At 36.8% G+C, this 25,736-nt stretch carries 29 protein-coding genes; 25 read left to right on the top strand and 4 right to left on the bottom strand.

The window, feature by feature from the left end:
* Positions 1-66: 66 nt before the first annotated feature.
* The 3 genes from GKP30_RS16050 to trpB all read left to right on the top strand — a co-directional run bounded on the left by GKP30_RS16050 (position 67) and on the right by trpB (position 4,470).
* Positions 67-1,254 (top strand): acetyl-CoA C-acetyltransferase, encoded by a 1,188-nt coding sequence (locus tag GKP30_RS16050; protein ID WP_216830473.1) that lies wholly within the window; start codon positions 67-69, stop codon positions 1,252-1,254.
* A 308-nt stretch (positions 1,255-1,562) separates the two neighbouring features.
* Positions 1,563-3,191, top strand: coding sequence for a citramalate synthase (gene cimA, locus GKP30_RS16045; protein ID WP_216830472.1), 1,629 nt, complete (start codon positions 1,563-1,565; stop codon positions 3,189-3,191).
* A gap of 106 nt (positions 3,192-3,297) precedes the next feature.
* A complete protein-coding gene (gene trpB, locus GKP30_RS16040) occupies positions 3,298-4,470 on the top strand; it encodes a tryptophan synthase subunit beta (RefSeq protein ID WP_216830499.1) in 1,173 nt (390 codons plus the stop codon).
* Between the two features lie 45 nt (positions 4,471-4,515).
* Here trpB and GKP30_RS16035 read toward each other — a convergent pair whose 3' ends face one another.
* Positions 4,516-5,454, bottom strand: coding sequence for a TIGR03943 family putative permease subunit (locus tag GKP30_RS16035; protein WP_216830471.1), 939 nt, complete (start codon positions 5,452-5,454; stop codon positions 4,516-4,518).
* A 21-nt stretch (positions 5,455-5,475) separates the two neighbouring features.
* Positions 5,476-6,495 (bottom strand): permease, encoded by a 1,020-nt coding sequence (locus tag GKP30_RS16030; RefSeq protein WP_216830470.1) that lies wholly within the window; start codon positions 6,493-6,495, stop codon positions 5,476-5,478.
* 194 nt (positions 6,496-6,689) lie between these two features.
* Here GKP30_RS16030 and GKP30_RS16025 point away from each other — a divergent pair, with 194 nt between their 5' ends.
* Complete coding sequence (locus GKP30_RS16025) at positions 6,690-7,679, top strand: CobW family GTP-binding protein (protein ID WP_216830469.1); 990 nt, start codon at positions 6,690-6,692, stop codon at positions 7,677-7,679.
* Positions 7,680-7,726: 47 nt separating this feature from the next.
* Here the strand turns inward: GKP30_RS16025 and uppP are convergent, their stop codons facing one another.
* The gene (gene uppP / locus GKP30_RS16020) at positions 7,727-8,557 is read right to left on the bottom strand and encodes an undecaprenyl-diphosphatase UppP (protein ID WP_216830468.1); all 831 of its coding nucleotides are present in this window, start codon (positions 8,555-8,557) and stop codon (positions 7,727-7,729) included.
* Between the two features lie 206 nt (positions 8,558-8,763).
* On the opposite strand from uppP, the gene GKP30_RS16015 reads away from it, so the two are divergent.
* Both GKP30_RS16015 and GKP30_RS16010 read left to right on the top strand, forming a co-directional pair.
* Positions 8,764-9,312 (top strand): TlpA disulfide reductase family protein, encoded by a 549-nt coding sequence (locus GKP30_RS16015; protein ID WP_216830467.1) that lies wholly within the window; start codon positions 8,764-8,766, stop codon positions 9,310-9,312.
* A 109-nt stretch (positions 9,313-9,421) separates the two neighbouring features.
* Positions 9,422-10,495, top strand: a complete 1,074-nt coding sequence (locus tag GKP30_RS16010) for a DUF3866 family protein (RefSeq protein WP_216830466.1) — start codon at positions 9,422-9,424, stop codon at positions 10,493-10,495.
* Between the two features lie 2 nt (positions 10,496-10,497).
* On the opposite strand, the gene mciZ is transcribed toward GKP30_RS16010, so the two are convergent.
* Positions 10,498-10,629: a Z-ring formation inhibitor MciZ gene (gene mciZ, locus GKP30_RS16005; protein WP_216830465.1), complete on the bottom strand. Its 132-nt coding sequence runs from the start codon at positions 10,627-10,629 to the stop codon at positions 10,498-10,500.
* An 88-nt stretch (positions 10,630-10,717) separates the two neighbouring features.
* Here mciZ and GKP30_RS16000 point away from each other — a divergent pair, with 88 nt between their 5' ends.
* The 19 genes from GKP30_RS16000 (at position 10,718) to spoVAE (ending at position 25,733) form a co-directional block, all read left to right on the top strand.
* Positions 10,718-11,260 (top strand): NUDIX hydrolase, encoded by a 543-nt coding sequence (locus tag GKP30_RS16000; RefSeq protein WP_216830464.1) that lies wholly within the window; start codon positions 10,718-10,720, stop codon positions 11,258-11,260.
* 1 nt (position 11,261) lies between these two features.
* Positions 11,262-12,431, top strand: coding sequence for an endonuclease Q family protein (locus GKP30_RS15995; RefSeq protein WP_328703172.1), 1,170 nt, complete (start codon positions 11,262-11,264; stop codon positions 12,429-12,431).
* 76 nt (positions 12,432-12,507) lie between these two features.
* Positions 12,508-13,155, top strand: a complete 648-nt coding sequence (gene spoIIM, locus GKP30_RS15990) for a stage II sporulation protein M (protein WP_216830462.1) — start codon at positions 12,508-12,510, stop codon at positions 13,153-13,155.
* A 125-nt stretch (positions 13,156-13,280) separates the two neighbouring features.
* A complete protein-coding gene (gene fur / locus GKP30_RS15985; RefSeq protein ID WP_216830461.1) occupies positions 13,281-13,742 on the top strand; it encodes a ferric iron uptake transcriptional regulator in 462 nt (153 codons plus the stop codon).
* A 205-nt stretch (positions 13,743-13,947) separates the two neighbouring features.
* Positions 13,948-14,178 carry a YqzK family protein gene (locus tag GKP30_RS15980; RefSeq protein WP_216830460.1) on the top strand — a complete coding sequence of 77 codons (231 nt, stop codon included), beginning with the start codon at positions 13,948-13,950 and terminating at the stop codon, positions 14,176-14,178.
* Positions 14,179-14,201: 23 nt separating this feature from the next.
* Positions 14,202-15,092, top strand: a complete 891-nt coding sequence (gene xerD, locus GKP30_RS15975; protein WP_216830459.1) for a site-specific tyrosine recombinase XerD — start codon at positions 14,202-14,204, stop codon at positions 15,090-15,092.
* Between the two features lie 194 nt (positions 15,093-15,286).
* Positions 15,287-16,468: a phosphopentomutase gene (deoB, locus tag GKP30_RS15970; RefSeq protein WP_216830458.1), complete on the top strand. Its 1,182-nt coding sequence runs from the start codon at positions 15,287-15,289 to the stop codon at positions 16,466-16,468.
* Between the two features lie 32 nt (positions 16,469-16,500).
* The gene (locus GKP30_RS15965) at positions 16,501-17,301 is read left to right on the top strand and encodes a purine-nucleoside phosphorylase (protein WP_407928627.1); all 801 of its coding nucleotides are present in this window, start codon (positions 16,501-16,503) and stop codon (positions 17,299-17,301) included.
* An 18-nt stretch (positions 17,302-17,319) separates the two neighbouring features.
* Positions 17,320-18,147, top strand: a complete 828-nt coding sequence (locus GKP30_RS15960; protein WP_216830457.1) for a purine-nucleoside phosphorylase — start codon at positions 17,320-17,322, stop codon at positions 18,145-18,147.
* A 13-nt stretch (positions 18,148-18,160) separates the two neighbouring features.
* A complete protein-coding gene (locus GKP30_RS15955) occupies positions 18,161-19,462 on the top strand; it encodes a pyrimidine-nucleoside phosphorylase (protein ID WP_216830456.1) in 1,302 nt (433 codons plus the stop codon).
* A 263-nt stretch (positions 19,463-19,725) separates the two neighbouring features.
* Positions 19,726-20,889, top strand: a complete 1,164-nt coding sequence (locus GKP30_RS15950; protein WP_216830455.1) for a D-alanyl-D-alanine carboxypeptidase family protein — start codon at positions 19,726-19,728, stop codon at positions 20,887-20,889.
* Positions 20,890-21,086: 197 nt separating this feature from the next.
* Positions 21,087-21,437: an anti-sigma F factor antagonist gene (gene spoIIAA, locus GKP30_RS15945; protein ID WP_216830454.1), complete on the top strand. Its 351-nt coding sequence runs from the start codon at positions 21,087-21,089 to the stop codon at positions 21,435-21,437.
* Positions 21,438-21,451: 14 nt separating this feature from the next.
* Positions 21,452-21,880: an anti-sigma F factor gene (spoIIAB, locus tag GKP30_RS15940; protein ID WP_236035144.1), complete on the top strand. Its 429-nt coding sequence runs from the start codon at positions 21,452-21,454 to the stop codon at positions 21,878-21,880.
* Between the two features lie 12 nt (positions 21,881-21,892).
* Positions 21,893-22,651 carry an RNA polymerase sporulation sigma factor SigF gene (gene sigF / locus GKP30_RS15935; protein ID WP_216830452.1) on the top strand — a complete coding sequence of 253 codons (759 nt, stop codon included), beginning with the start codon at positions 21,893-21,895 and terminating at the stop codon, positions 22,649-22,651.
* Between the two features lie 151 nt (positions 22,652-22,802).
* The gene (locus tag GKP30_RS15930; protein ID WP_216830451.1) at positions 22,803-23,426 is read left to right on the top strand and encodes a stage V sporulation protein AA; all 624 of its coding nucleotides are present in this window, start codon (positions 22,803-22,805) and stop codon (positions 23,424-23,426) included.
* Positions 23,416-23,838, top strand: a complete 423-nt coding sequence (locus GKP30_RS15925; protein WP_216830450.1) for a stage V sporulation protein AB — start codon at positions 23,416-23,418, stop codon at positions 23,836-23,838. Before GKP30_RS15930 ends, GKP30_RS15925 begins: the two co-directional genes overlap by 11 nt.
* A gap of 18 nt (positions 23,839-23,856) precedes the next feature.
* Positions 23,857-24,318, top strand: coding sequence for a stage V sporulation protein AC (spoVAC, locus tag GKP30_RS15920; RefSeq protein WP_216830449.1), 462 nt, complete (start codon positions 23,857-23,859; stop codon positions 24,316-24,318).
* A gap of 48 nt (positions 24,319-24,366) precedes the next feature.
* Entirely contained in the window at positions 24,367-25,383 is a 1,017-nt protein-coding gene (spoVAD, locus tag GKP30_RS15915) for a stage V sporulation protein AD (RefSeq protein ID WP_216830448.1), read from the top strand.
* On the top strand, positions 25,383-25,733 hold the full coding sequence (gene spoVAE / locus GKP30_RS15910; RefSeq protein WP_216830447.1) for a stage V sporulation protein AE: 351 nt from the start codon (positions 25,383-25,385) through the stop codon (positions 25,731-25,733). The genes spoVAD and spoVAE overlap by 1 nt, the downstream gene beginning before the upstream one ends.
* Positions 25,734-25,736 lie beyond the last annotated feature (3 nt).

Below are 25,736 nucleotides of genomic sequence, written 5' to 3'. Positions count from 1 at the left end.
GCTCATTCAGTAGATATATTGTTAGCATACAAACAAAAAGGGAAGAACGGAAGGGAGAACGACAAAATGAGTAACATCGAAGTAGTGATTGCAAGCGCTGTCAGGACACCTATTGGTAGTTTTGGTGGTAGTTTAAAAGGTGTGAAGGCGACGAAATTAGGGGCAACTGTTATTAAGTCTGCTTTGGAAAGAGCAGGAATTGCTGCGGATCAAGTTGACGAGGTTATTATGGGGAATGTTCTTCAAGCAGGCTTAGGACAAAATCCAGCCAGACAAGCGGCTATAGAGGCAGGGCTACCGCAACACACTCCTTCTTTGACAATTAACAAGGTGTGTGGATCTGGATTAAAAGCTGTACATTTGGCCACTCAAGCTATTCTTGCTGGCGATGCGGAAGTAGTTGTTGCTGGGGGGATGGAGAATATGAGTCAGGCTCCATACTTGTCAATGGGAGCTAGAGACGGGTTCCGTATGGGTGACCAGAAGTTAATTGACAGCATGGTGTACGACGGATTAACCTGTGCTTTCAATGATTATCATATGGGTGTTACAGCAGAAAACCTATGTGACAAGTACGAGCTAACTCGTGAAGAACAAGATGAATTCGCTGCATGGAGCCAACAGAAAGCAGCTAAAGCAATTGCGGACGGTAAATTCAAGGGTGAAATTGTTCCAGTTGAAATTCCACAACGAAAAGGCGATGCAATCGTTTTTGATACAGATGAATATGTAAAAGCTGGAACGACAGCTGAGACATTGGGTAAACTCCGCCCAGCATTTAAAAAGGATGGAAGTGTAACAGCAGGTAATGCTTCAGGGTTAAATGATGGTGCTGCAGCAGTTGTTGTAATGAGTCGTAAAAAAGCTGATGAGCTAGGTGTAACTCCACTTGCAGTTATTCGTGGAAACGCAAGTGCAGCAGTCGATCCTGCTATAATGGGAATCGGTCCAGTACCTGCTACGAAAAAAGCTTTAGAAAAAGCTGGAATCGCCTTATCAGACTTAAATCTGATTGAAGCAAACGAAGCCTTTGCAGCTCAAGCATTAGCTGTGGGGCGTGATTTAGAATTCTCAAAGGATATTCTGAACGTAAATGGAGGCGCAATTGCATTAGGACATCCAATCGGTGCAAGTGGTGCTCGGGTTCTTGTATCCCTACTTCATGAATTAAAACGTCGTGATGGAAAATACGGACTTGCTACGTTATGTATCGGTGGTGGACAAGGTGTAGCGACAGTAGTTGAAAAAGCTTAATTACAAATTTAACAACCAAGCGTAATGGACAAAATCGTCTGTTACGCTTTTATTATTGGCTCGTTTATTTAAGTAGAGATTGTGGTTCGTGTATAAAGACAATTATACACATACATATTATAAGATTTCTTATAGATATTGTTGTATATTCATAACAATGAAAGAATAATAAAAACTAACTGAAAATTTAGAATGCTACATAGTCTTTTTTTGTTTGATGTGTTATACTTTAATGCAATAATCAGATATATTAAAAAGCCTCAAATTATACTTATAGAAGAGAGTATGCTAGGAGAGTGGGAGTAAAAATGAGCAGCCAAAATGTGTTATTATACGACACAACACTAAGAGATGGCACGCAAGGTGAGGGAGTTAGCTTATCCGTCGATGACAAGCTAAAAATTACAAAGAAGCTAGATGAGTTGGGGGTTCACTACATAGAAGGTGGTTGGCCTGGTAGTAATCCAAAGGATATGAATTTCTTTGAAAGAGTAAAAGATCTTGATTTAAAGAATGCAAGAATTACAGCTTTTGGTAGTACACGTCGTATGGGAGTTACTGCTGATGAAGATCAAAACTTGCAGCGAATTTTAGAAAGTGGTGTGAAATCTGTTGCAATTTTCGGTAAGACGTGGGACTTTCAAGTAACACATGCATTGCAAACGACACTTGAAGAGAATTTAGCCATGATTTATGACTCTGTTAAATTTTTAAAAGAGAATGGTTTAGAAGTTATTTTTGATGCTGAACATTTTTTTGATGGTTATAAGAGGAATGATAAATACGCCATCCAAGCAATTAAGAAGGCAGAAGAAGCTGGAGCTGACTGTGTAACGCTCTGTGATACAAATGGGGGCTCGTTACCACATGAAGTCCTGTCAATTGTACAGCATGTCGTACAGGAACTTTCAATTCAAGTAGGGATCCATTGTCACAATGATGGAGAGCTAGCTGTAGCAAATACGATTGCAGCAGTTCAAGCTGGGGCTACACATGTGCAGGGTACAATTAATGGGTACGGTGAGCGCTGTGGAAATGTAAACCTTATTTCAGTTATTCCAAACTTACAGTTAAAGATGGGGTATACCTGTATTGAGTCCCATGAGTTAACTAACTTAACTTCAGTATCAAAATATGTACATGAAATTGCAAATCAAGTTCCACCAAGTAATCAGCCATTCGTAGGAAAAAGCGCTTTTGCTCATAAAGGGGGCATGCATGTCAGCGCTGTATTAAAACATCCTGAAACTTATGAACATATCGAGCCAGAGGCTATTGGAAATAAACGAAGAGTGCTAGTTTCTGAACTTTCTGGTCAGAGTAATGTTCTTTTTAAAGCAAAAGAGTGGAACCTTAATTTAGATAAGAATAATCCAGCAACAAAGAAAATTATTGAACAAATTAAAGAGTTAGAACTAAACGGCTATCAGTATGAGGCTGCCGAAGCTTCTTTCGAACTAGTGGTAAAAAAAGGACTGGGTGAACATCTAGAATTTTTTAAACTAGATCATTTTAAAATTTTTATTGAGAATAATGGTGATGAAGCTTTTACTACGGAAGCGGTCGTTAAGCTCGTTGTAAATAATCAGGAAGTATTGACGGCTGCAGAAGGAAATGGCCCTGTAAATGCACTTGATCACGCATTACGAAAAGCACTTGAACAATTTTATCCTTGTATTAATAAGATGTACTTATCAGACTATAAAGTTCGTGTCTTAGATGAAACGGATGCAACAGCCTCAAGAGTTCGTGTTCTCATTGAGTCATCAGACGGTATTGAAAAGTGGAGTACGATTGGTGTGTCAGGTAATATTATTAAAGCTAGTTGGTATGCGCTAGTCGATAGTGTTCATTATTTCTTATTAAAACAAGACGATCAGTTAGAAATTGTAAATCAGCCTAAAACAGAATCTACCATTGGTGTAAGCAATCATTAGGGATTGTCACAAGGTTATAAACCTGTTAGAATAAAAATAGTCATAATATTATGTTAATATTATAATTTTTCGCTTTAAAGGAGAGTATAGAATGAGCAAAGTAGAGATGAGTAAAGTAGAGAAGAATGAAAAAGGATATTTTGGTGAGTTTGGTGGAAGTTTTGTACCGTCTCAATTAAATGCAGTGTTAGAGCGCTTAGATGAGAATTTTAATAAGTACAAAGATGATCCTGAATTTGTAGAAGAATATTTGTACTATTTAAAAGAATATGTTGGAAGAGAAAACCCCTTAACATTTGCTGAAAGATTAACAAAAAAATGTGGTGGGGCAAAAATCTATTTAAAACGAGAAGATTTAAATCATACAGGTGCTCATAAAATAAATAATGTTATTGGTCAAATATTGTTAGCGAAGAAAATGGGAGCTCACCGTATCATTGCTGAAACAGGAGCTGGTCAGCATGGTGTGGCCACTGCTACAGCATGTGCAATGCTTGGGATGGAATGTATCATATATATGGGAGCTGAAGACATTCGTCGCCAGGAATTAAATGTCTTTCGAATGGAGTTACTAGGAGCAACGGTTGTTCCTGTTCATAAAGGTCAAGGACGATTAAAGGATGCTGTTGATGAGGCTTTAAATGATCTTGTTGAAAACTATGAAAATACATTCTATCTTCTTGGTTCGGCAGTTGGACCACATCCATTTCCAACAATGGTGCACCATTTTCAGTCAATAATTAGTAAAGAATCAAAACGACAAATACTTGAAAAAGAAGGTAAACTTCCAAATGTAGTCGTTGCCTGTGTAGGTGGAGGAAGTAACGCTATTGGTGCATTTTCGGAGTACTTACCTGAAGAGGAAGTTAGGCTTGTTGGTGTTGAGCCAGAGGAAGCGGCTACACTAACAAAAGGTACACCAGGTGTCATTCATGGCTTTAAATGTCTATGTTTGCAGGATGAGGAAGGGAATCCATTACCTACCCATTCGATTTCAGCGGGGTTAGATTACCCTGGAATTGGTCCAGAGCACAGCTTTTTAAAGGTAACAGAGCGTGCGGAGTATTATTCTGTTTCTAAAAAAGAAGTATTAGACGCTTTTCAAACATTAGCTAGAACTGAAGGAATTATCCCAGCATTGGAGAGTGCTCATGCTGTTGCTTACGCACTTAAGGAAGCTTCTAATTTAAGTAATGAGGATATTATTATTGTTAACATTTCAGGGCGCGGTGATAAGGATGTTAACGAAGTAAAGCGATTATTACAAGAAGGGTATTAATAGATGAATTGAAAGAGGCTGACATATTTGTCAGCCTCTATTTCGTTATCTAAAGCTTGGGAACACGTAAGGTTGTTCTGGTTCGTCGATAACAGTAATCTCTCTTAAATGGATTAATGGTATAGGGTATCCATTATATTCTGTTTTATCAAGCGTTCCTGAAACATGAACCCACGTATCATTCTCATATTCGGTTGCTAAGTCAGATTCGACTAAAGTCCCGTAAACTGCTGCATCTGCAACGCAACAAGTCATCGCAAATCTAGCTACGACCAATTGATTATCTTCAAATTCTTCTTCACGATAAACAAAGCCAGTGATGACAAGTTCTCTACCTAAAAATTGATCCATGTGTAAGTCTAAAACGGTCATTATATCTAAGTAATTGTCATCGGTAACAATAATTCTTTGCTGACTTTCAAGTTCTTCAGCTAGTTCCAGATAGTATTGGTTAAAGCCTTCTTCTGTATAAAAGTCCTCGACACTATAGTGCTCATCAGTTTCACCTAAGCTACTAAAGTATTCATCAGGATTTTCAAGAAAAGCTTCTGCTCGTGCAGTACTACTAGCTGTCTCGTTAGGGTCGGTTGGCTTTGTTAATATACCGCTACCATATTGTATACCACGATTAGCGGCAACTGAACTGTCAAGAACTTTATCTGGTAGAACAAATCCCATCACAATGGGAGCGACAAAGATAGAGTATATAGCAATTTTTATTACTGGTGAACCTGTCATGGAATGATCTTCACCACAATCACAATCAATGTCTTGATCATTTTTCCTTGTACTTCTAATGATTTGTACTACACCTAAAATGATAAATACAACTAAAGCGAAATACATAAATGGCATCATTTTAGGAGCAATATAGTATCGGATATTTCCAGAAATGATAAATGCTAATAAAAGTAGCGAAAATCCAAGAAGGATAATCCCTCGTATATAACTATGGAAGCTAAGGTCAATATTTTCTCTATCCATTTTATCCCTCCTATTTATCTATTATAATACAAATAGTTGAAGTGATAGAACCGAAATGAACACAACTGCAGTAACAACGAGCATAAAACTAATTACAAACTTTGCTCGAAAAAACGCAAATAACATTATCGTGTTCTTAAGGTCTAACATTGGTCCGTAAACTAAAAATGCAATAATAGATCCTGTAGTAAAAGTGTTGCCGAATGAAGCTGCAACAAAGGCATCCGCTTCCGAACATAAGGAGAGAATAAACGCGAAAGCCATCATTACACCTGTTGATGACCACTCATTGCTCCCAATAGTTAGCAGGACATTTCGATCTAGTAACGTTTGGAATAATGCGGCTATAAATGCACCCGCAATTAAATATTTTCCCATTAAGAAAAATTCGTCAGCAGCATGGTAAAGAGTTTGTTTAACTCGGTTTGGTTTTTTAGTTGTTTGAATTGGGATCATTACACGTCCCGTCAACTCTTCTTTCGTCCACTTCAGTTGATCTCTATTTTTAAATAATAGGTACATAATCGCCCCGATAATAATCGCTAACACAAAGGCTAGTCCCATTCTGGCGTAAAGGACAGTTAAATCTGTACGGAAAGCGTAGAAGGTAGAGGCAGCAACAACTGGATTTAAAATTGGAGCAGCAACTAAAAACACAACACCAACATGAAGCGGCATTCCTTTTTTTATAAGGCGGCGTACGACTGGAATGATTGCACATTCACAAATCGGGAAAATTGCTCCTAGGACAGCTGCTGGTAATAGTGCCATGTAGGCGTTTTTCGGTAAGTAACGTTGCAGTGCATCTTCTGAAACATAGATTTGTATCAGGGCAGATACAAACACCCCGAGCAAAATAAAAGGAACAGCCTCAATGACAATTCCAAGAAAAATTGTATTTACATTAAGCATCACATCAGATATTGGAAAGGTTCCTTCTTTGAAACGTTCAATGTTAAAGAACAGCAGAAGGAAAAACACTAGTAAGACGACTCCGAATAAATCTTTCATCCATGATGAAACTGAAGTTTTTAAGTTCATAATTCTCTCCTAAAAAGGTAGATTTCTAACTAAATAGTATTTTAACATAGATGATATATGTTTCGTAGTAGCAGAATAATTTGTCAAGAAAATGAAATGAAGTACACAAATAGTAATGATTCTTATTTGTGTAAAAACTATATTTATTGTATGCTTATTTCTGATAGATTATGTTCATAAAGGTGGTTCTAACAATGGCTAAATCCATTCCAGTATATTTAATTACAGGCTTTCTAGGAAGTGGGAAGACAACAGTTCTCCAAAAAGCTGTACATGCAGTGAAAAATAAAGGTTTTAATCCTGCTCTTATTTTAAATGAATTGGGAGAAGTTAATGTCGAAGAAGGGCTATTTGATAAAGAGCGAATGGTAGAGATGTTAAACGGATGTATTTGTTGTACAATTTCTGCCGATATGACGCGAGAACTATCACTATTTTTAGATGTGAATGAAGATGTTGATATTCTTTTTATAGAAGGAACTGGAGTGGCAGATCCTTCAGAGATTATAGAAGCATTAACGCATCCCTCTTTAATTGATAAAGTTAAGTTAGTTTCCACTATTGGAATGGTGGATGGCAGTAAGTTTTTAGAATATCAAAGTATCTTCTCAAGCTCAAAAGAAATAAGAGATATATTAAAAAAGCAAATAAATTCATCATCGCTAGTTGTATTGAATAAAATTGACTTAGCAAAGGATCGGGAATTAACAAAGGTTAGAAAAAAAGTAGGAGATTTAGTAGATAAGCGAGCTGAATTGATTGAGACAACACATGGTGAGCTTAGTACGGATGTTCTATTAAAGGAAAGAGTTTTAAATCGGGACTATTCCATTGCTACTTGTGATGATAGTTGCGGCTGCAAGGAACACGAGCATCACGATCATGACCACAGCCATCACCAACATAACCATATGTTTGAAGCAATTACACTACGTGACATACCAGCAGTGGATAGGGTTGGCTTTGAAAAGTGGCTGCAAAGTATGCCTGAAGTTGTAAGAAGTAAAGGTATCATTCAATTAACAGAGACTCCACAATTGTTTCAGTATCAATATGCCTCTGGTCAGTTGATGTTACATCGCGCTAATGATCAATTAGTAGCGAAGCCCTGTATTATTTTAATTGGAAGCGAATTGAACGGAGAAAAAATAAGAAAAAACTTTCAACAGTTAGTTCATCTATAGGGTAACAAAAAGACTGACACATTTGCGTCAGTCTTTTTGTTAAATTATTAGATATCCATAACTGTATCAGGATTAATAAACAATGCAACAAGGATTGCAACTATAAAGCAATAAATTGCAAAATAGAAAAGTTTGCTTTTCTTTAGGAACTCAATTAACCAAACAATACCTAACCAAGAAAAGATAAACGTTGAAATAAATGAAACAATTAGTGCTGGTGCACCGATTGAACTAAACATTCCTGAACCAAGTTCATCTAATGCTAAAACAGAGGAACCGAGAATTACTGGGATAACGAGTAAGAAAGAATAACGTACAGCGGTATCTCTACTTAAACCTGCTAGAAGGGCAACGATTAAAGTTGCACCAGATCTTGAGATACCTGGTAAAACTGCAAGGGTTTGACCTAAACCAACGACAATAGAATCCTTAAATGTCATATCCTTTTCAGTACGTGAACCGTATTTGTGGAATCTTTCGATAAAAATAAGTGAAAGTCCTGTTACCGTTAATGCTGCGGCGATGAAGTATGGAGTTTTCATGGTGTCACCAACAACATCTTTTAATAACATACCAAGTCCACCCGTGATTCCTGTAGCTACTATGATATAAGTTCCAAAAAAGAAATGAACTTTATTTTCTTTTGAACGATCGACAAAGAATTTAAAAAATCCTGTTACTACATCGACGATATCTCTTCTGAAGTAAATCATTACTGCTAGTATAGAAGCTAAGTGTAGATAAATCTCAAACGCAAGACCAGGAAATGTATATCCAAAGATCATTTGCGTAATAACGATATGAGCTGTACTTGATACTGGTAAGAATTCAGTAATTCCTTGGACGAGACCAAATATAAATGCTTCAATGATAGACATAATAAGCCCCTTTCTAAATGAGCACAATAAATAAATTAACTAAGCCGTGTTAATTCTAGCAAAAATTGAGAGAATAATAAAGAAACAATTTGATAAAAAAAATATAACAATGTAATAAGATTGTCATCTAATTTTAGGTAATTAATTTAGAACCATGTTATTATAGTGGCGTATATGAAGTTCTGGGTAGGAATGAGGGAATGATAGTGAATAGGCGTTTGATTAGTATTTTAACTTTAGTAATTGCTGCTGGCTTAATTATCTTTGTCATCGTAACTGATCGTGAGAAACCACTAGGTGTTGAGAAAGGGTTGAAGGCAATTGATTTCACCTTACCTGTCTGGGGAGAGGAAGAAGGTGTTGAGGCCTCCTTGTCTGATTATGAAGGAGACGTCATCATCTTAAATTTTTGGGCAACTTGGTGTCCGCCTTGTAAAGATGAAATGCCTGACTTTATGCAATTTCAAGAAGATTACGGTGATTTAGGCATTAAAGTAGTCACTGTAAATATGTATTACTACGAACGGAGAGCAACGGTTGAAGAAGATATACAAAACTTTATGGAGGAAGTGAATGTTACTTTACCGACTCTGCTAGATAAAGAAGGAGAGGTCAATAATACGTATCAACCTCCTGGGTTTCCGATGACATATATTATTGATAGGGAACGAGTGATACAACAAGTAGTTCGTGGTGAAGTTAACTATGAAATGCTTGAACGTCTAGTACTGCCTATCGCCGAGGAGACTGAATAAATCAGTCTCCTTTAATAATTTACAGCAGTGAAGGTGCCTGGCACCACATATTTTGTTAAATATTGGTTATGATAGTAGGGGTGTGTTTATGGAGTAGGAGTGTGTTGTTATGTATAGGGATGAGAGAGTAACTGTAAAAAGTATTCTATTTGAAGATAAAGATATTCAACTATTGGAAACATCAGGGGGAGCGGGTCGTGCGATATTGTATCGTAGCTTCTTTCCAGAAGTACAGGAACAACAAGAAATTGTCGTTAACATAACGGCTACTGAGCTTAATTTAGGTACAGGAGGTTGGGATATTGTTAAGTCCATTCCTCATGCACTTTCTTATCAGGAAGAAGCCACTAATGGCCACATTATGAAAGCGAGATATATGCCTAATCAACATAGCATTCTTGCTGTGGAGGCACAAGAGAGCGTGGACCACTCGCTATTTCATACATCGTTTAGTTTAAGCGGGAAGCGAATTTTGCTAGCTGAATTGCATAGCATGCTACCACTAGTTTATGGCCTTATGAATAGTTTTTCTCATAATATGAAGTTAACCGCTATTATTAGTGATGAAGCAGCATTGCCGCTAAAATTAAGTGAACATATGAGGATTTTGGACAAGGAGAAGAATTTTCATTCAATTACTGTTGGGCAGGCGTTTGGTGGAGAGTTTGAAGCGATAAATTTAATTACAGCACTTCAATATGCCAATCAAAAATTAAAGAGTGATGTCATTCTTATCATCCTTGGACCTGGTGTAGTTGGAACGGGTACCGTTTACGGGTTTAGCGGGATGGAGTTAGCAAATTGGGCAAACATTGTTAATAGTTTAGACGGGCAACCAGTATGGATCCCAAGAGTTTCATTTGCTGACAAGAGAGAAAGACATTATGGAATTAGCCATCATACTTTAACACCTTTGAAGAAATTCACATGGAATAGAAGTATTGTACCATTACCAGTTCTAGCAACAGAGGAGAAGCAAAAAGTCCTTGAGCAACAAGTAAAGTCAATACAAGAGAAGCATTCAATAATTTGGGTAGAAAGTAAACGATATGAACATGAGCTGAAAGGTGCTTTATTATCTTATCCTAAACAAATAAAAACGATGGGGAGAACCTATGAAGATGACCCAACGTTTTTTTATACAGTTGCAGCAGCTGTTTTTACTGCCGTTGAGAAGAAATGAGGTTACCGTTTTGTATTGGCATTACGCCATTGTTCGACGGTCTCATACTTCTTCATATATTGTTTTAAGATCGTTTTCACTTGCCAAGCTTTACCGACTAACGTAACACCTTTATCTGTTATATATACTTTCATGAATTCACCTCTTGAGTGGTAAGTTTTCTAAAACACTATGATAGACTGTATGTAATATGAAAATGATTTAGAACTGGGAGGAGATTGTATGTCGAAGCAATTCTATGAAAAGACACTAAAGTCAGAGACATTATATGAAGGAAAAATTATTGATGTTGTCCTTGAGGATGTTGAGCTACCAGATGGAAACTCAAGTAAGCGTGAGTTAGTCAAGCACCCAGGAGCAGTAGCAATCATCCCTGTTACGAAGGAAGGGAAAATCGTTCTTATACGCCAGTTTAGAAAAGCATTAGAGCGGGCAATAGTAGAAATACCTGCAGGTAAGCTAGAAAAAGGAGAGAAGCCTGAAGTGTGCGCCATGAGAGAACTAGAAGAGGAAACAGCGTATAAGACCAATCAACTCAAAAAAGTGATTTCTTTTTATACCTCACCAGGTTTTGCTGATGAGTTGGTGCATATTTTTTACACCGACCAACTCGAACCAGGGGTTGAGAATACAGATGAAGATGAATTTGTAGAAAAAATCGAAGTTACATTGGAGGAAGCTGAGAAGATGATTGAAACCAATGAGATCTTTGATGCAAAAACGGCTTTCGCTGTTCAATGGTTAAGACTCCGAAATCAGAAGTAGGGTGAAGCAATTGCCAGAGTACTTTGTTGATTTACACATACACATTGGAAGAACTAATTCTGGTAAGCCAGTTAAAATTACTGCCTCTAAATCATTAACTTTAATGAATATTGTTGATTATAGTCAACGTATAAAAGGGTTAAATATCATTGGTATCATTGACTCGCACTCACCAGAGGTTATTGAGGAACTTAAAGAATGTCTTCAGAGAAGTGAAGCCGAGGAAGTTAGCGGAGGAGGTATTCTGTTCCGTAATGGAATAACGCTGCTTTTAGGGTCAGAACTAGAAATCTACCCTGAGAATTGCGCTGGTCCATTTCATATCCTAACATACTTTCCTACTATTAAAGCTATGCAAAGCTTTAGTGATTGGCTCTCAGAACGTGTAACCAATATTAATTTAAGTACCCAAAGAGTTTATGAAAAAAGTGATGTCATTCAGTTGAAAGTAAAAGAACTTAATGGTTTATTTATTCCTGCTCATGCGTTTACACCACATAAAGGAGTGTATGGAAAAGGAGTGCAAGAGAGTTTAACAGAGGTGTTTCGACTTTCAGATATTGATGGGATCGAACTCGGATTAAGCTCTGACACCAATCTAGTAAATGGAATTTCTGAATTAGCTCATATATCGTTTATCTCTAACTCTGATGCTCATTCTTTAGAAAAAATAGGTCGTGAATACCAATTGATTAAAATGGAGCAACCCAGTTTTGAGGAGTTTGCTTTAGCTCTACATAAAAAAAAGGGAAGACATATTATAAAGAATTTCGGTTTAAATCCTCGGCTCGGTAAATATTATCATACATCATGTGAAATATGCTTTACTCATGTTGGTGAACATACTGTGTGTCCGCATTGTCTAAGTAAGAAAATAACGAAAGGTGTATTTGAAAGACTACAGGAATTGAGCGACCCTAACCATAAAAAAGTAGAACGGCCACCGTATGTTCATCAAATTCCATTAGAATTCATTCCCAAATTAGGGCCGAAAACGTTAACAAAATTAAGAGATCATTTCGGAAATGAAATGAACATTATTCACCAAGCAAGTTTCTCGCAATTAAAAGAAGTTGTGAACGAACCTATTGCAAAAGCAATTGTTTTGAGTAGGACAGGAGAACTGTCCATCATCGCAGGTGGTGCTGGAAAATATGGCAAGGTCGAATAATATTTAATAGATTACAGTCATAGACCTCTACTAAATATCATAGATTTAATTAACAGGATGTTTAGGAGGGGCATTTATGAGAGGGAATCGTAATCGCTTTGGACAAGTTGTGGCCAGTCATATAGATGAAAATCGCTCAATTTATATTTTTACGATCATCCTATTTTTGATGGGAATTATATTTGGTGCGATTATTGTAAATAGTTTAAGTCTTACTCAAAAACATGACCTATATATGTATCTAAATCAATTTTTCGGACAAGTGGCAGATGGACAGATCGCTCAATCGTCAGCAATGTTCACACAAAGCTTTGCCCACTATGCAAAATATGTAGGGTTAATGTGGATTCTTGGTTTATCGATTATTGGTTTGCCAGTTATACTTATTTTATTGTTCTTAAAAGGGGTTGTCGTAGGCTTTACTGTAGGTTTTTTAGTTAACCAAATGGGAATGTCAGGATTTCTTCTTTCGTTTGTTTCAGTGATGCCACAAAATTTTGTGCTCGTACCAGCTTTTATCATTGTTGCAACAGGAGCCGTTTCTTTTTCTTTAATTATGATACGTAATCAATTTATAAAAAGAAGTAATCAACCAATCTTCCCTCTGTTTATTCGATATTCGATGCTAATTCTTTGCGTAGGAGCTGTTCTTGCAGTAGCATCTGCATTTGAGGCCTATGTTTCACCGTATTTAATGAAAATAGTTGTTAGCAATTTAATGTAATTATAATTAATTTTATTTAAAATTAATTATAATTAGTTATTAATAATGATTATACTTTGACACCTTCAATTGGAAACATTATAATATATAAAGATTATGGTGTTTTCAATGAGGGGGGTAAACGAATGGAGAAACGAGTTGAACGGATAAAGAAACAGCTTCATTCACAAAGTTATAAGCTGACGCCACAGCGAGAAGCAACAGTGAGAGTTCTTCTAGAACATGAAGAGGACCATCTAAGTGCGGAAGATGTTTACCTTCTAGTAAAAGAAAAGTCACCTGAAATAGGTTTGGCAACAGTATATAGAACGCTAGAGCTTTTGACTGAACTTAAAGTTGTTGACAAAATTAATTTTGGAGATGGCGTTTCGCGTTATGATTTGCGAAAAGAAGGAGCAGATCATTTTCATCATCATTTAGTTTGTATTGAATGTGGTTCTGTTGATGAAATTCAAGAAGACCTGCTGGGAGATGTTGAGAAAATAGTAGAACGCGATTGGAACTTTCAAATAAAAGACCATCGTTTAACGTTCCATGGAATTTGTCATAGATGTCATGATAATAAATTATCAGAAGAAAGCGAGTAACCCTTTTGTCCTACTTGGAAAAGGGTTTTTTATTTATATTTTATTAAACATCACTAAAACGACTAATAACAAAAAGTTCAAATTTTTATAGAAACTTGTACTAATGAGGTATAAACCTATTTTATCTTGGCATACCTTGTAATAAGAGAGTTATCTTCCAAAAATTTCTCGTAACATAGGAAGGTTGCCAGGAGGTCGTAGTGAAATGAAAACATGGTTAGACGCCATTTGGAATACATTAAAAGTATTTGTGTTATTTATGGGATGCACACTTTTGTTCTATTATGGTATTCTATGGGTAAGTGAAGAATATGAAAGTTATCATAGATATGATGAGCCAAAAGGAAGGGCTGTGAAAGTCATTCAGATGGAACAAGTAAATGAACAACCGACATGGGTTGATAGGTTGTTGTTTTTCTATCATTTTGGTGAGTAGCTAATATAAAAGGGGAAATGGCCATGCTAGAATATATTGAAGATTTTATCCATTATAGTATGGTAGAGAGAGGACTTTCGAATAATACAATCGAATCCTATCGTAGAGATTTACACAATTATATAAATTATATGAAAGAAGTAGAGCAATTGCGTTCACTTAATGATTTTGATCGTAATGGAATACTAAACTATCTCTATCATTTGAAAGATAGAGGTCGTGCTGATACGACAATTGCTAGAACGATTGCATCAATACGATCTTTTCATCAATTTTGCTTACGAGAGAAAGTTGCTGAAGGAGATCCAACTGTACATATTGAAACTCCAAAGGCAGCTAAGCGTTTACCAAAAGTACTATCTACCCAAGAAGTTGAGGCTTTACTTGAGGCACCTAATGGGAATACTGAATTAGATCTTCGGAATCAAGCGATGCTTGAAGTACTTTATGCTACAGGAATTCGTGTTTCTGAACTATGCCAGCTCGAATTACAAGATGTACATACTACAATGGGATTTGTTCGTTGTATTGGAAAAGGAAATAAAGAACGAATTATACCATTAGGTTCTAAGGCTAATGAAGCATTTCAACAGTATCTATCCATGGCTAGACCGAAATTACTGAAGAAAAACCAACATCAGATTGTATTTGTCAATCATCATGGTAAACCTCTAACAAGACAAGGCTTTTGGAAGGTCTTAAAGGGGCTAGCACAAAAGGCTAATATAGAAAAAGAGTTAACTCCACATACATTACGCCACTCATTTGCGACACACTTACTAGAAAATGGTGCGGATCTACGTGCGGTCCAAGAGATGCTAGGACATGCTGATATTTCAACGACACAAATATATACACATGTAACGAAAACGAGATTAAAAGATGTTTACGCCCAGTATCATCCGAGGGCGTAATTTTCTTTACTTCAATGAGTTGTCTGACATCAGACGACGTAGTTTACAAAACGTAAACAACTAATTTTTATTTGAAGATAGTAGAATTCACGAAAAGTGATCTTTCCCTTTTATATGTACATCAAGAAGTGCATATTATTTCCTATAACGTTAGGGTATAGTAAAAAGGGGAAAGAAATAATGGAGGTCAAGTTATGTCATCTTATCGTTTTAAAAGGGTATTTATCATTGTTATGGATTCAGTTGGTATCGGAGAAGCACCTGATGCTGCGAAATTTAATGATGAAGGTGCAGATACGTTAGGACATATTGCAGTACATATGAATGGGTTACATATGCCGAATATGGCAAAGTTAGGATTAAGTAATATTAGAGAAATTAAAGGGGTTGAAAAAGCAGATCAACCACTAGCTCATTATGGAAAAATGCAAGAAGCTTCTAATGGAAAAGATACAATGACTGGCCATTGGGAAATAATGGGGCTTAACATTCAAGAACCTTTTCTTACATTTCCAGAAGGATTTCCGTATGAACTAATTGAAAAGATTGAGGAGTTAACAGGCCGTAAAGTTATTGGTAATAAGGTAGCTAGTGGCACTGAGATTTTAAAAGAATTGGGTCAGAAACATGTAGAAACAGGAGCTCTTATTGTCTATACTTCGGCTGATTCTGTTCTACAAATTGCGGCTCATGAAGGTGTTGTTCCTATTGAGGAATTATACGATATTTGTAAGAAAGTACGAAAACTAACAATGGATCCTAAATATATGGTTGGACGAATTATTGCTAGACCTTTTATTGGTGAAGAAGGGAATTGGCATAGGACTTCGAATCGTCATGATTATGCGTTAAAGCCATTTGGTCGTACCGTGATGAACGAAGTGGTCTATGCCAAACTTGACTCAATAGCAATTGGGAAAATAAGTGACATTTTTGATGGAGAAGGGATTACAAAGTCGCTACGTACAACTTCAAATGATGATGGTATGGATAAATTAATTGAAAGTATCAATATGGACTTTACTGGGATTAGCTTTTTAAACCTAGTTGATTTTGATGCGAATTTTGGGCATAGACGTGATCCAGAAGGGTATGGAAAAGCGTTAGAAGCATTTGATCAACAATTACCAGCTGTTATCGAAAAATTAGGAGAAGAAGATTTACTTATCATTACAGCAGACCATGGAAACGATCCAACGCACCATGGTACAGACCATACTAGAGAGTATGTACCACTTCTTGTTTATTACAAAGGTATTAAATCGGGTAAGAATTTATCTATTCGAAAAACTTTCGCTGATGTAGGAGCAACTGTTGCTGATAATTTCTCTGTAAAGATGCCTGCTTTTGGTACTAGTTTTTTAAATGAAATTTAGGAGGAGAAGTTAGAATGATTAATAAGCAATCGATGACCGAAGCTGCAAATTATATTCGAGAAAAATATAGTGAGAAGCCGCAAATAGGTCTCATATTAGGTTCTGGCCTAGGGGTTTTAGCTGAAGAAATTGAAAATCCAGTTAAAATTCCTTACGATCAAATACCGAACTTTCCAATTTCAACAGTTGAAGGTCATGCAGGACAACTTGTCTTAGGAACACTCCAGGGAAAATTTGTTGTTGCTATGCAAGGAAGATTTCACTTTTATGAAGGCTATTCTTTGGAGAAAGTAACATTTCCTGTTAGAGTTATGAAAGAATTAGGTGTAAAAACGGTAATCGTAACAAACGCAGCCGGCGGCGTAAATGAAAGCTTCCAAGCAGGCGATTTAATGATTATTAGTGACCATATAAATAATATGAATCAAAATCCACTTATTGGCCGAAATGATCCAGAGTTTGGCGTTCGTTTCCCTGATATGTCTAATGCCTATTCGCCAAGCTTACGTAGTTTAGCGAAAAGAGTTGCTGAGAATTTAAACTTATCAGTCCAAGAGGGAGTTTATGTAGGGAATACAGGTCCTTGTTATGAAACTCCAGCTGAAGTTCGTATGATACGAAAACTTGGTGGTGATGCAGTCGGGATGTCAACTGTTCCTGAGGTGATTGTCGCACGTCATTCAGGTATGGAAGTACTCGGGATTTCTTGTATTTCTAATATGGCTGCAGGTATCCTTGATCAACCATTGACTCACGATGAGGTTATTGAAACAACTGAACAAGTTAGAGAGCATTTTCTATCTCTAGTTAAAAACATTGTGAAAGATATATAAGAAAGGGGTTTTATACATATGGAAAACATGTTAGTAAAAATAAAAGAGTCAGCTGCTTTTATTGAAGAAAAAATTTCAGGCAAGCCCAAAATCGGTTTAATTCTCGGCTCTGGTCTTGGAGAGTTAGCAGACGAAATTCAAAACCCAGTCCGAATTCCTTATGGTGAAATTCCAAACTTCCCAGTTTCAACAGTTGAAGGTCATGCTGGGCAACTAGTAATCGGTCAACTTGAAGGTAAGCAAGTTATTGCGATGCAAGGTCGTTTTCATTACTATGAGGGGTACTCAATGCAGGAAGTAACGTTCCCTGTTCGTGTGATGAAGCAATTAGGTGTTGAGGTAATGGTTGTAACAAATGCTTGTGGAGGAATGAACAAAGAGTTTGCTCCTGGTGATTTAATGATTATTACGGATCACTTAAATATGACTGGAGATAATCCTTTAATTGGACCAAATTACAATGAACTAGGCCCACGTTTCCCTGATATGAGCAGTGCTTACACAACAGAGCTTGTTAAATTTGTAGAGCGAGTTGGAAATGAGCTAGAAATTAAACTTCAAAAAGGGGTCTATGCTGGAGTTACGGGACCTACCTATATGACTGGAGCAGAATTAATCATGTTAAGAAATTTAGGTGGCGATGTAATAGGAATGTCAACTGTTCCAGAGGTAATCGTGGCCAGCCACGCTCAAATGAAAGTAATTGGTATTTCTTGTATTACTGACATGGCAATCGGTGAGGAGTTAGAAGGAATTACTCATGAGCAAGTAGTTGAAGTTGCAAACCGAACAAAGCCTAGATTTATCAAGCTTGTAAAGAAAATTGTGTCTGATGTGGAGCTGTGAGGTGTAACGTTTGATGAGAATGGTTGATTTAATTGAAAAAAAACGGGATGGCGGAGAATTAACAAAAGAAGAAATTAATTTTATTATCCAAGGATATACGAAGGATGAAATACCCGAATATCAAATTTCTGCACTTGCGATGGCTATCTTCTTTCAAGATATGACACCACAAGAACGTGCTTCATTAACGATGGCAATGGTTGAATCTGGTGATCAGATAGATTTATCGGCAATAGAAGGAATCAAGGTCGATAAGCACTCTACAGGTGGTGTCGGGGATAAAACAACGATTGCGTTAGCACCGTTAGTCGCAGCAGTAGGAGTCCCAGTTGCGAAAATGTCAGGTCGTGGCTTAGGTCACACGGGTGGCACTATAGATAAATTAGAAGCGATTCCTGGCTTTCATGTCGAGATAGACACACTTGAATTTAGTGAGCTTGTAAATAAAAATAAATTAGCAGTTATCGGTCAAACGACAAACTTAACACCAGCCGATAAAAAACTTTACGGACTTCGTGATGTCACGGCTACGGTTAATTCCATTCCGTTAATTGCGAGTTCAATAATGAGTAAAAAAATTGCTTCTGGAGCAGATGCAATCGTATTAGATGTTAAGACGGGCTCTGGTGCATTTATGAAGGAACTTGAAAAGTCTCAAGAGTTAGCAGAAGCAATGGTGGAGATCGGTAATAACCTTGGCAGGCAAACAATGGCGATTATATCTGACATGAATCAACCACTTGGATTTGCAGTAGGAAATGCATTAGAGGTAAAAGAAGCAATTGAAATGTTAAAAGGGAATGGACCCGATGATTTATTGGAGCTTTGTTTAACACTAGGAAGCTATATGGTATATCTGGCTAAACAAGCAACGTCAATTGAAGAAGCGAGAGTTAAACTTCAAGAGGTAATTGCCAATGGGGCTGCAATCGATAAGTTAAAAACCTTTATTGAGGCCCAAGGCGGAGATGCTACCGTAGTAGATAATCTTGAAAAATTACCGTATGCTGCATTTGATATTCCAGTTAAGGTTACTGAAAGTGGCTATATCTCTGAAATCGTAGCTAATAAAATTGGATTAGCAGCGATGAAATTAGGAGCAGGAAGAGCTACTAAAGCATCTACAATTGATTTATCTGTTGGAATTATACTTCACAAAAAGATTGGCGACCAAGTAAAAGCAGGAGATGCAATTGCCACTCTTTATAGTAATAGTCAAGATGTTGATGAAGTAGTTGAACTAGTTCAGAGATCTTATACAATCGTTCAAGAACAAGTTAAGCCTCCGACTCTTATTTATAATACTATCTCATAAATACTAAGGGACTAACGTAACTGTTAGTCTCTTTTTCTATGTTTTAGTTTCAGGCTGTGTTATAAGCACCAAAAACACAAAGTTGAAGACACCAGATATAATTATTTAGACAAAATAAAACTGAATAAAAACAGAGCTTTTTTAGAGAGATCCACAGTTTTAAAACTATTTATGTATAAACCTTTATAAATTGGAAAAAATTATTAGAAAAGTATTTGTCTAAAATCTTGAAAATCACTTACAAAATTGGAGGTCATTGGAACATGAGGGCTATTATTTCATCAATGTTATCGTTCGTGCTCATTATGAGTATGTTTGCTACAAGCAGTTTTGCTGCAGAAAAAGGAGTACAATTAGCACCAGACGCTTCTTCTGCTATTTTAATTGAGCGTGATACTGGAGCAATATTATTTGAAAAAAATAGTGATAAGGAATTACCACCAGCGAGTATGACCAAAATCATGACGATGCTTTTAATTATGGAGGCGCTAGATAAAGGAAAAATTAAATATGACGATAAGGTTCGTACTAGTGAACGTGCTGCTTCAATGGGTGGTTCTCAAATCTTCTTAGAACCTGGGGAAGAAATGACAGTTACTGATATGTTAAAGGCGATTGCTGTAGCGTCTGGGAATGATGCTTCAGTTGCTATGGCAGAACATATCGCAGGTTCCGAAGAGGAGTTTGTTCGTATGATGAATGAAAAAGCAAAAGAGCTTGGACTTCAAAATACAAATTTTAATAACTCAAATGGTTTGCCTTCTCCAGACCACTACACGACAGCTAAAGATTTAGCTATGATGTCAAAAGAATTATTAAAATATGAGGACATCACAAACTTTACTGGTATTTACGAAGATTACTTACGTCAGAATACTGATAAAAAATTCTGGCTTGTAAACACAAACAAGCTAGTTAAATTTTATCCTGGTGTGGATGGTTTAAAAACAGGTTATACGAGTGAAGCGAAGTACTGCTTAACTGCGACAGCCGAGAAAAATGGGATGCGTGTCATCTCTGTTATTATGGGGGCACCGTCTCCTAAAGAGCGTAACCGCCAAATTACTGAAATGTTAGATTATGCTTTTAGTCAATACATGACCCATAAATTATACGACCGTGATCATGAATTAGCACAAGTAAAAGTAAGTAAAGGTGCAATGAACAAAGTAGGTGCTGTAACAGCTGAACCTGTTTCATTATTAACTAAAAAAGGTGAAACTGTTGAAGATATGACAGAAAAAGTAACGGTAGTAGAGGACCTAAAGGCGCCTATTAAAAAAGGTGATAAACTAGGAACTCTAATCATTGAAAATCAAGGTAAAGTCGTTTCTGAAACAGATTTAGTTGCAGTCGAGGACGTACCAACTGCTACTTGGTGGCAACTATTCAAACGTACATTAGGTAAATTTGGTCAAGTTCAGTAGACCTTTACGCTATTATTCATTGTGAAACTTTGTTGGCTTTTGACGAAACGCTTTTAATTTCTTTGCTATTTTCGACTAAATTACACTAGTTTTGTCAGTGAGCAGGAGTAAGCAGGTGAAATATAGAAACTCTCTCTAGCAGAACATATGGGACATTAATTAAGGATGTTCCTACTACCATTGAGGGAGTGAGACCTGTGAGTTTAATCATTGACTTAGAACAAAGAGGCAGTGTTTTGTTAGTTCGCTTAGAAGGTGAGCTAGACCATCACACAGCAGAGCAATTAAGAACACAAGTTGAAAGACAGTTTGAGGATCAAGATTTGAAACATATCGTTTTAAACCTTGAGCAACTTTCATTTATGGATAGTTCTGGTTTAGGAGTAATACTTGGTCGTTATAAGCAAGTGAAAAATAATGGTGGAGAAATGGTAGTCTGTGCAATTTCACCAGCAGTTAAACGACTTTTTGAGATGTCTGGCCTATTTAAAATTGTAAGGCTTGAGGAAAGTGAACAATTTGCCTTGCAAACGTTGGGGGTGGCTTAATCGTGAAGAATTCTATGGAAATAAAGTTCTCTGCTTTAAGTCAGAATGAGGCATTTGCTCGGGTAACTGTTGGTGCTTTTGTTGCACAACTCGACCCGACAATGGAAGAAATTACAGAAATAAAAACAGTCGTTTCCGAAGCGGTTACAAATGCAATTATTCATGGCTATCATAACCAGCCAGAGGGAATGGTTTTCATTTCAGTAACACTGGAACAAGATACGATTGAACTCATCATTCGTGATGAAGGTGTAGGCATCGATAATATCGACGAAGCTAAACAGCCGTTGTATACAACGAAACCAGAGTTGGAACGGTCTGGTATGGGCTTTACGATTATGGAGAACTTCATGGATGAACTTCAAGTCATCTCTGAACCGATGATGGGTACAACCGTGTATTTAAAGAAATATCTATCAAAAAGCAAAGCCATGTGCAATTAAGGAGTCCTGCCTATGGATGTGGAGGTTAAGCATGGAAATAACGATGCCTACTTAAAAGATGATGAAATTAAAAAACTCATTGAGCGGAGTCAAGCAGGGGATGTAGAAGCAAGGGATTTAATTGTTAATCGTAACACGCGCCTTGTGTGGTCTGTTGTCCAACGTTTTTTAAACAGAGGCTATGAGGCAGACGATTTGTTCCAAATTGGTTGTATCGGCCTAATTAAATCGGTGGATAAGTTCGACTTGTCGTATGATGTTAAGTTTTCTACGTACGCTGTTCCAATGATTATCGGAGAAATTCAACGTTTTTTACGAGATGATGGAACGGTTAAAGTCAGTCGATCGATAAAGGAATTAGGAAATAAAATTCGTAAAGTAAAAGATGAACTCTCTAAAACGTTGGGACGAGTCCCAACAGTAAATGAGATTGCTGAAAAACTAGAAATCTCTCCAGAGGAAGTTGTCTTTGCTGGAGAGGCGAGTCGTTCCTTAACGTCAATTCATGAGACAGTCTATGAAAATGATGGTGACCCTATCACATTATTAGATCAAATTGCGGATCAAACTGGAAACAAGTGGTTTGATAAGATTGCTCTAACCGAGGCGATCCGTCATTTAGATGAACGAGAACGACTTATCGTTTATTTGAGGTATTACAAAGATCAGACCCAATCTGAAGTAGCTGATCGGTTAGGGATATCTCAAGTACAAGTTTCAAGATTAGAAAAGAAAATACTTGAACAAATTAGAGACCAAATGGGCGATTAGTCCTTTGGTCTTTTTTATTGTGTTCGTGTGAATTGGTTGAATACTTAATAAGTTAGGTTTTCTTAACTGAAATACATAATTTAGTACATAATGCAAAACATAACCATACTAGGGCATATTAGATAGTAATTCCTGCTTTGGAGGGAGAGGCATGAGTGAGCTTTTAGTCTATATCCGAATGAGGCATAAGGTAGAGGTTAAAGTTGATCAGCATGTGAAAGTTGGAGATTTAGCACAGGTTATTTCTGAACCTTCTATAAGAGAAAAAATCGTTCACCTGCCGATCCACCAAGTGGAGCCGAGTGATAAAAACTTTGTACTGATTGATGTGATGAAAGTCATTATGGCGATCCGTGATGCTTATCCTCAAAGTGATGTTCAATCAATTGGAGCAGCACATACGATTGTAGAAGTTAAAATGAAATCAAAAAGAATTGAACCTGTTTATTTTGTTTTCATTTGGCTACTTTTATTTATCGGAGCTGGTATGGCTATCATGAATTTTCATGAGGATGTCAGCATGAGAGAGGTCCATCAACGTATGTTTACTATAGTAACGGGAAACGAAATTGCTAAACCGTTATTACTTCAAGTACCTTATTCAATTGGATTAGGTTTAGGGATGATTATCTTCTTTAATCATGTGTTTCGAAAGCGATTAAATGAAGAGCCTAGTCCACTTGAAGTGGAAATGTTTAAATACCAGCAAGATTTAGACCAATACATTACTTATCACGAAAATAGTGAAAGTGAAACGAAGCTGAATGACAATTGAGGCTGTATTAGCAATCCTAATCGGTTTAGCAGGGGGGCTTGCGGTTGGTAGTGGCTTTGTAGCATTCTTAACAGTACTTGGTGTCGTTCCAAGACTTACTCAGCTATCGAAGACAGCAAAGTATATTCATATATATGAATGGGCAGTTGTATTAGGCGCAGTTGCAGGGTCGGTAGTTAGTCTAAATGATATTGTTTTATATTTAAGTGCATTATTACTTATTCCAATTGGCTTAGCAGAAGGAATTTTTATTGGTTTGTTAGCAGCTGCGTTAACAGAAGTTCTTAATGTGTTACCTATACTAGCTAAACGTCTAGGTATAGCTGAAAAAATAATAATATTATTAATGGCTATTGTTTTAGGAAAGGTTTTTGGGTCGCTTTATCATTGGATTTACTTTGTAGATCGGTAGAAGGAAGGTCATGGAGAGATGGAGGATAATAAAAAGCTACAGAAGGAATTTCAAAAAAAAATAAAACCTTTTCAGCCTAAAGTTCATTTTGTGAAAAATGGAATTAAAGCTTATGTAATTGGTGGGATAATCTGTGCCATTGGACAAGGGATTTCTAATTTCTATCTAAGAGTCTTTGATTTAACTGAGACTACAGCTATAAGTCCAACAATTGCTACTTTAATATTAATTGCAGCAATAATGACAGGCTTAGGTTTTTTTGATCGGCTAGGTCAATTTGCAGGTGCTGGAGCGATCGTACCAGTTACAGGTTTTGCAAATGCAATTGCAAGTGCAGCTTTAGAACATCGTAGTGAAGGTCTTGTTTTAGGAATTGGGGCTAATATGTTTCGAATTGCTGGTGCTGTTATTGCGTTTGGAGTTGTATCTGCTTACTTAGTAGGATTAACAAGGTTATTAGTTCAAACGTTAATTACCTAAGAGGGTTAATTACTCTTCTTCTAAACCCATATGAATTGGAGAAATCAAATGAATATGAATGTACAACAAACATGGCATTTTAACGAGAATATTTTCGTTGAAGCAACGGGAACAGCTGTTGGACCTTATGAAACCAATGGCCCGTTAAATGAAAGCTTCGATAAATGCTATGACAAATTATATTGTGGTGAAGATAATTGGGAATTAGCTGAACGTAGGTTAATGATAGATGCTATATCAATCTGCTTACAAAAAGCTAACAAAAAAGAAAGTGAAGTTAATTTAATGTTAGCTGGTGACCTGCTTAATCAAAATGTTACATCAAACTATGTAGCAAGACAGATGAATATACCTTACTTAGGAGTCTTCTCCGCTTGTGCTACAGCAATGGAAACAGTTGCTATTGGTGCCTCTCTAATAAGCGGAGGATTTGGAAATCGAGTTATTGCAGCTACGAGTAGCCATAATGCAACAGCAGAAAGACAATTTCGATATCCAACAGAATTTGGTGGGCAAAAGCCAGATACATCTACTTTTACAGTTACTGGTGCTGGAGCATTACTTTTAAGTAAGAAACCTTCTCCCATAAAAGTTACACACGCTACAATTGGAAAGGTTGTTGATATGGGGATTAAGAACCCTTTTAATATGGGGACAGCAATGGTACCAGCTGCGGTGGATACAATTATCCAGCATTTCAAGGATACAGGTAGGTCAGAGCAAGATTACGATTTAATCGTAACAGGTGACCTTTCGACAATCGGGAGTAAAGTATTAAAAGAATTACTTAGAGAACAAGGTATTCAATTGAAAAATAAACATCAAGATTGTGGGGTAATGATTTTTAGTAGAGACCAGCCTGTGTTTGCAGGAGGTAGTGGATGTGCATGTCCAGCAGTCGTTACATATGGACACTTATTAAAAGAAATGAAATTAGGCAAAATCAAACGAATGCTAGTTGTTGCAACGGGTGCATTAATGAGTCCGACAATGATGAAACAAAAAGAATCAATTCCTTGCGTTGCACATGGTGTTGTATTTGAATCCGAGGTGAGCGAGCACTGATGGAATATTTCATTGCATTTGCAGTAGGTGGGTTTATTTGTCTTATCGGTCAATTTTTGCTCGATGTTTTTAAGATGACACCTTCACATATGATGAGTACATTAGTTGTTGGTGGAGCTCTGTTAGATGGATTTCATTTATATGATAGACTCATCGATTTTGCTGGGGCTGGAGCAACAGTTCCAATAACAAGTTTTGGACACTCTTTAGTCCATGGTGCTATGACAGAAGCTGAACGTTATGGATTTTTAGGAGTAGGAATGGGAATATTTGAAGTGACTTCTGTCGGTATTTCCACGGCAATTTTATTTGGATTTTTAGTCGCCGTTATTTTTAAACCTAAGGGGTAATAG

It is taken from the genome of Alkalihalobacterium elongatum, from assembly GCF_019024285.1.
Taxonomy (GTDB): domain Bacteria; phylum Bacillota; class Bacilli; order Bacillales; family Bacillaceae_F; genus Alkalihalobacterium; species Alkalihalobacterium elongatum.
This window is presented reverse-complemented; position numbering and strand designations above follow the sequence as displayed.

Bases quoted from the DNA above. Each gene is read 5' to 3' on its own strand.
- spoVAC (WP_216830449.1), top strand. From the start codon at position 23,857: ATGGAGGATAATAAAAAGCTACAGAAGGAATTTCAAAAAAAAATAAAA.
- GKP30_RS16035 (WP_216830471.1), bottom strand. From the start codon at position 5,454: ATGGATAGAGAAAATATTGACCTTAGCTTCCATAGTTATATACGAGGG.
- fur (WP_216830461.1), top strand. From the start codon at position 13,281: ATGGAGAAACGAGTTGAACGGATAAAGAAACAGCTTCATTCACAAAGT.
- cimA (WP_216830472.1), top strand. From the start codon at position 1,563: ATGAGCAGCCAAAATGTGTTATTATACGACACAACACTAAGAGATGGC.
- xerD (WP_216830459.1), top strand. From the start codon at position 14,202: ATGCTAGAATATATTGAAGATTTTATCCATTATAGTATGGTAGAGAGA.
- mciZ (WP_216830465.1), bottom strand. From the start codon at position 10,629: ATGAAAGTATATATAACAGATAAAGGTGTTACGTTAGTCGGTAAAGCT.
- spoIIAB (WP_236035144.1), top strand. From the start codon at position 21,452: ATGGAAATAAAGTTCTCTGCTTTAAGTCAGAATGAGGCATTTGCTCGG.
- GKP30_RS15950 (WP_216830455.1), top strand. From the start codon at position 19,726: ATGAGGGCTATTATTTCATCAATGTTATCGTTCGTGCTCATTATGAGT.
- deoB (WP_216830458.1), top strand. From the start codon at position 15,287: ATGTCATCTTATCGTTTTAAAAGGGTATTTATCATTGTTATGGATTCA.
- spoVAE (WP_216830447.1), top strand. From the start codon at position 25,383: ATGGAATATTTCATTGCATTTGCAGTAGGTGGGTTTATTTGTCTTATC.
- GKP30_RS15955 (WP_216830456.1), top strand. From the start codon at position 18,161: ATGAGAATGGTTGATTTAATTGAAAAAAAACGGGATGGCGGAGAATTA.
- GKP30_RS16000 (WP_216830464.1), top strand. From the start codon at position 10,718: ATGTCGAAGCAATTCTATGAAAAGACACTAAAGTCAGAGACATTATAT.
- GKP30_RS16025 (WP_216830469.1), top strand. From the start codon at position 6,690: ATGGCTAAATCCATTCCAGTATATTTAATTACAGGCTTTCTAGGAAGT.
- GKP30_RS16050 (WP_216830473.1), top strand. From the start codon at position 67: ATGAGTAACATCGAAGTAGTGATTGCAAGCGCTGTCAGGACACCTATT.
- GKP30_RS15925 (WP_216830450.1), top strand. From the start codon at position 23,416: ATGACAATTGAGGCTGTATTAGCAATCCTAATCGGTTTAGCAGGGGGG.
- GKP30_RS16010 (WP_216830466.1), top strand. From the start codon at position 9,422: ATGTATAGGGATGAGAGAGTAACTGTAAAAAGTATTCTATTTGAAGAT.
- uppP (WP_216830468.1), bottom strand. From the start codon at position 8,557: ATGTCTATCATTGAAGCATTTATATTTGGTCTCGTCCAAGGAATTACT.
- GKP30_RS15965 (WP_407928627.1), top strand. From the start codon at position 16,501: ATGACCGAAGCTGCAAATTATATTCGAGAAAAATATAGTGAGAAGCCG.
- GKP30_RS15980 (WP_216830460.1), top strand. From the start codon at position 13,948: ATGAAAACATGGTTAGACGCCATTTGGAATACATTAAAAGTATTTGTG.
- sigF (WP_216830452.1), top strand. From the start codon at position 21,893: ATGGATGTGGAGGTTAAGCATGGAAATAACGATGCCTACTTAAAAGAT.
- trpB (WP_216830499.1), top strand. From the start codon at position 3,298: ATGAGTAAAGTAGAGAAGAATGAAAAAGGATATTTTGGTGAGTTTGGT.
- GKP30_RS15960 (WP_216830457.1), top strand. From the start codon at position 17,320: ATGGAAAACATGTTAGTAAAAATAAAAGAGTCAGCTGCTTTTATTGAA.
- spoIIM (WP_216830462.1), top strand. From the start codon at position 12,508: ATGAGAGGGAATCGTAATCGCTTTGGACAAGTTGTGGCCAGTCATATA.
- spoVAD (WP_216830448.1), top strand. From the start codon at position 24,367: ATGAATATGAATGTACAACAAACATGGCATTTTAACGAGAATATTTTC.
- GKP30_RS16030 (WP_216830470.1), bottom strand. From the start codon at position 6,495: ATGAACTTAAAAACTTCAGTTTCATCATGGATGAAAGATTTATTCGGA.
- GKP30_RS15930 (WP_216830451.1), top strand. From the start codon at position 22,803: ATGAGTGAGCTTTTAGTCTATATCCGAATGAGGCATAAGGTAGAGGTT.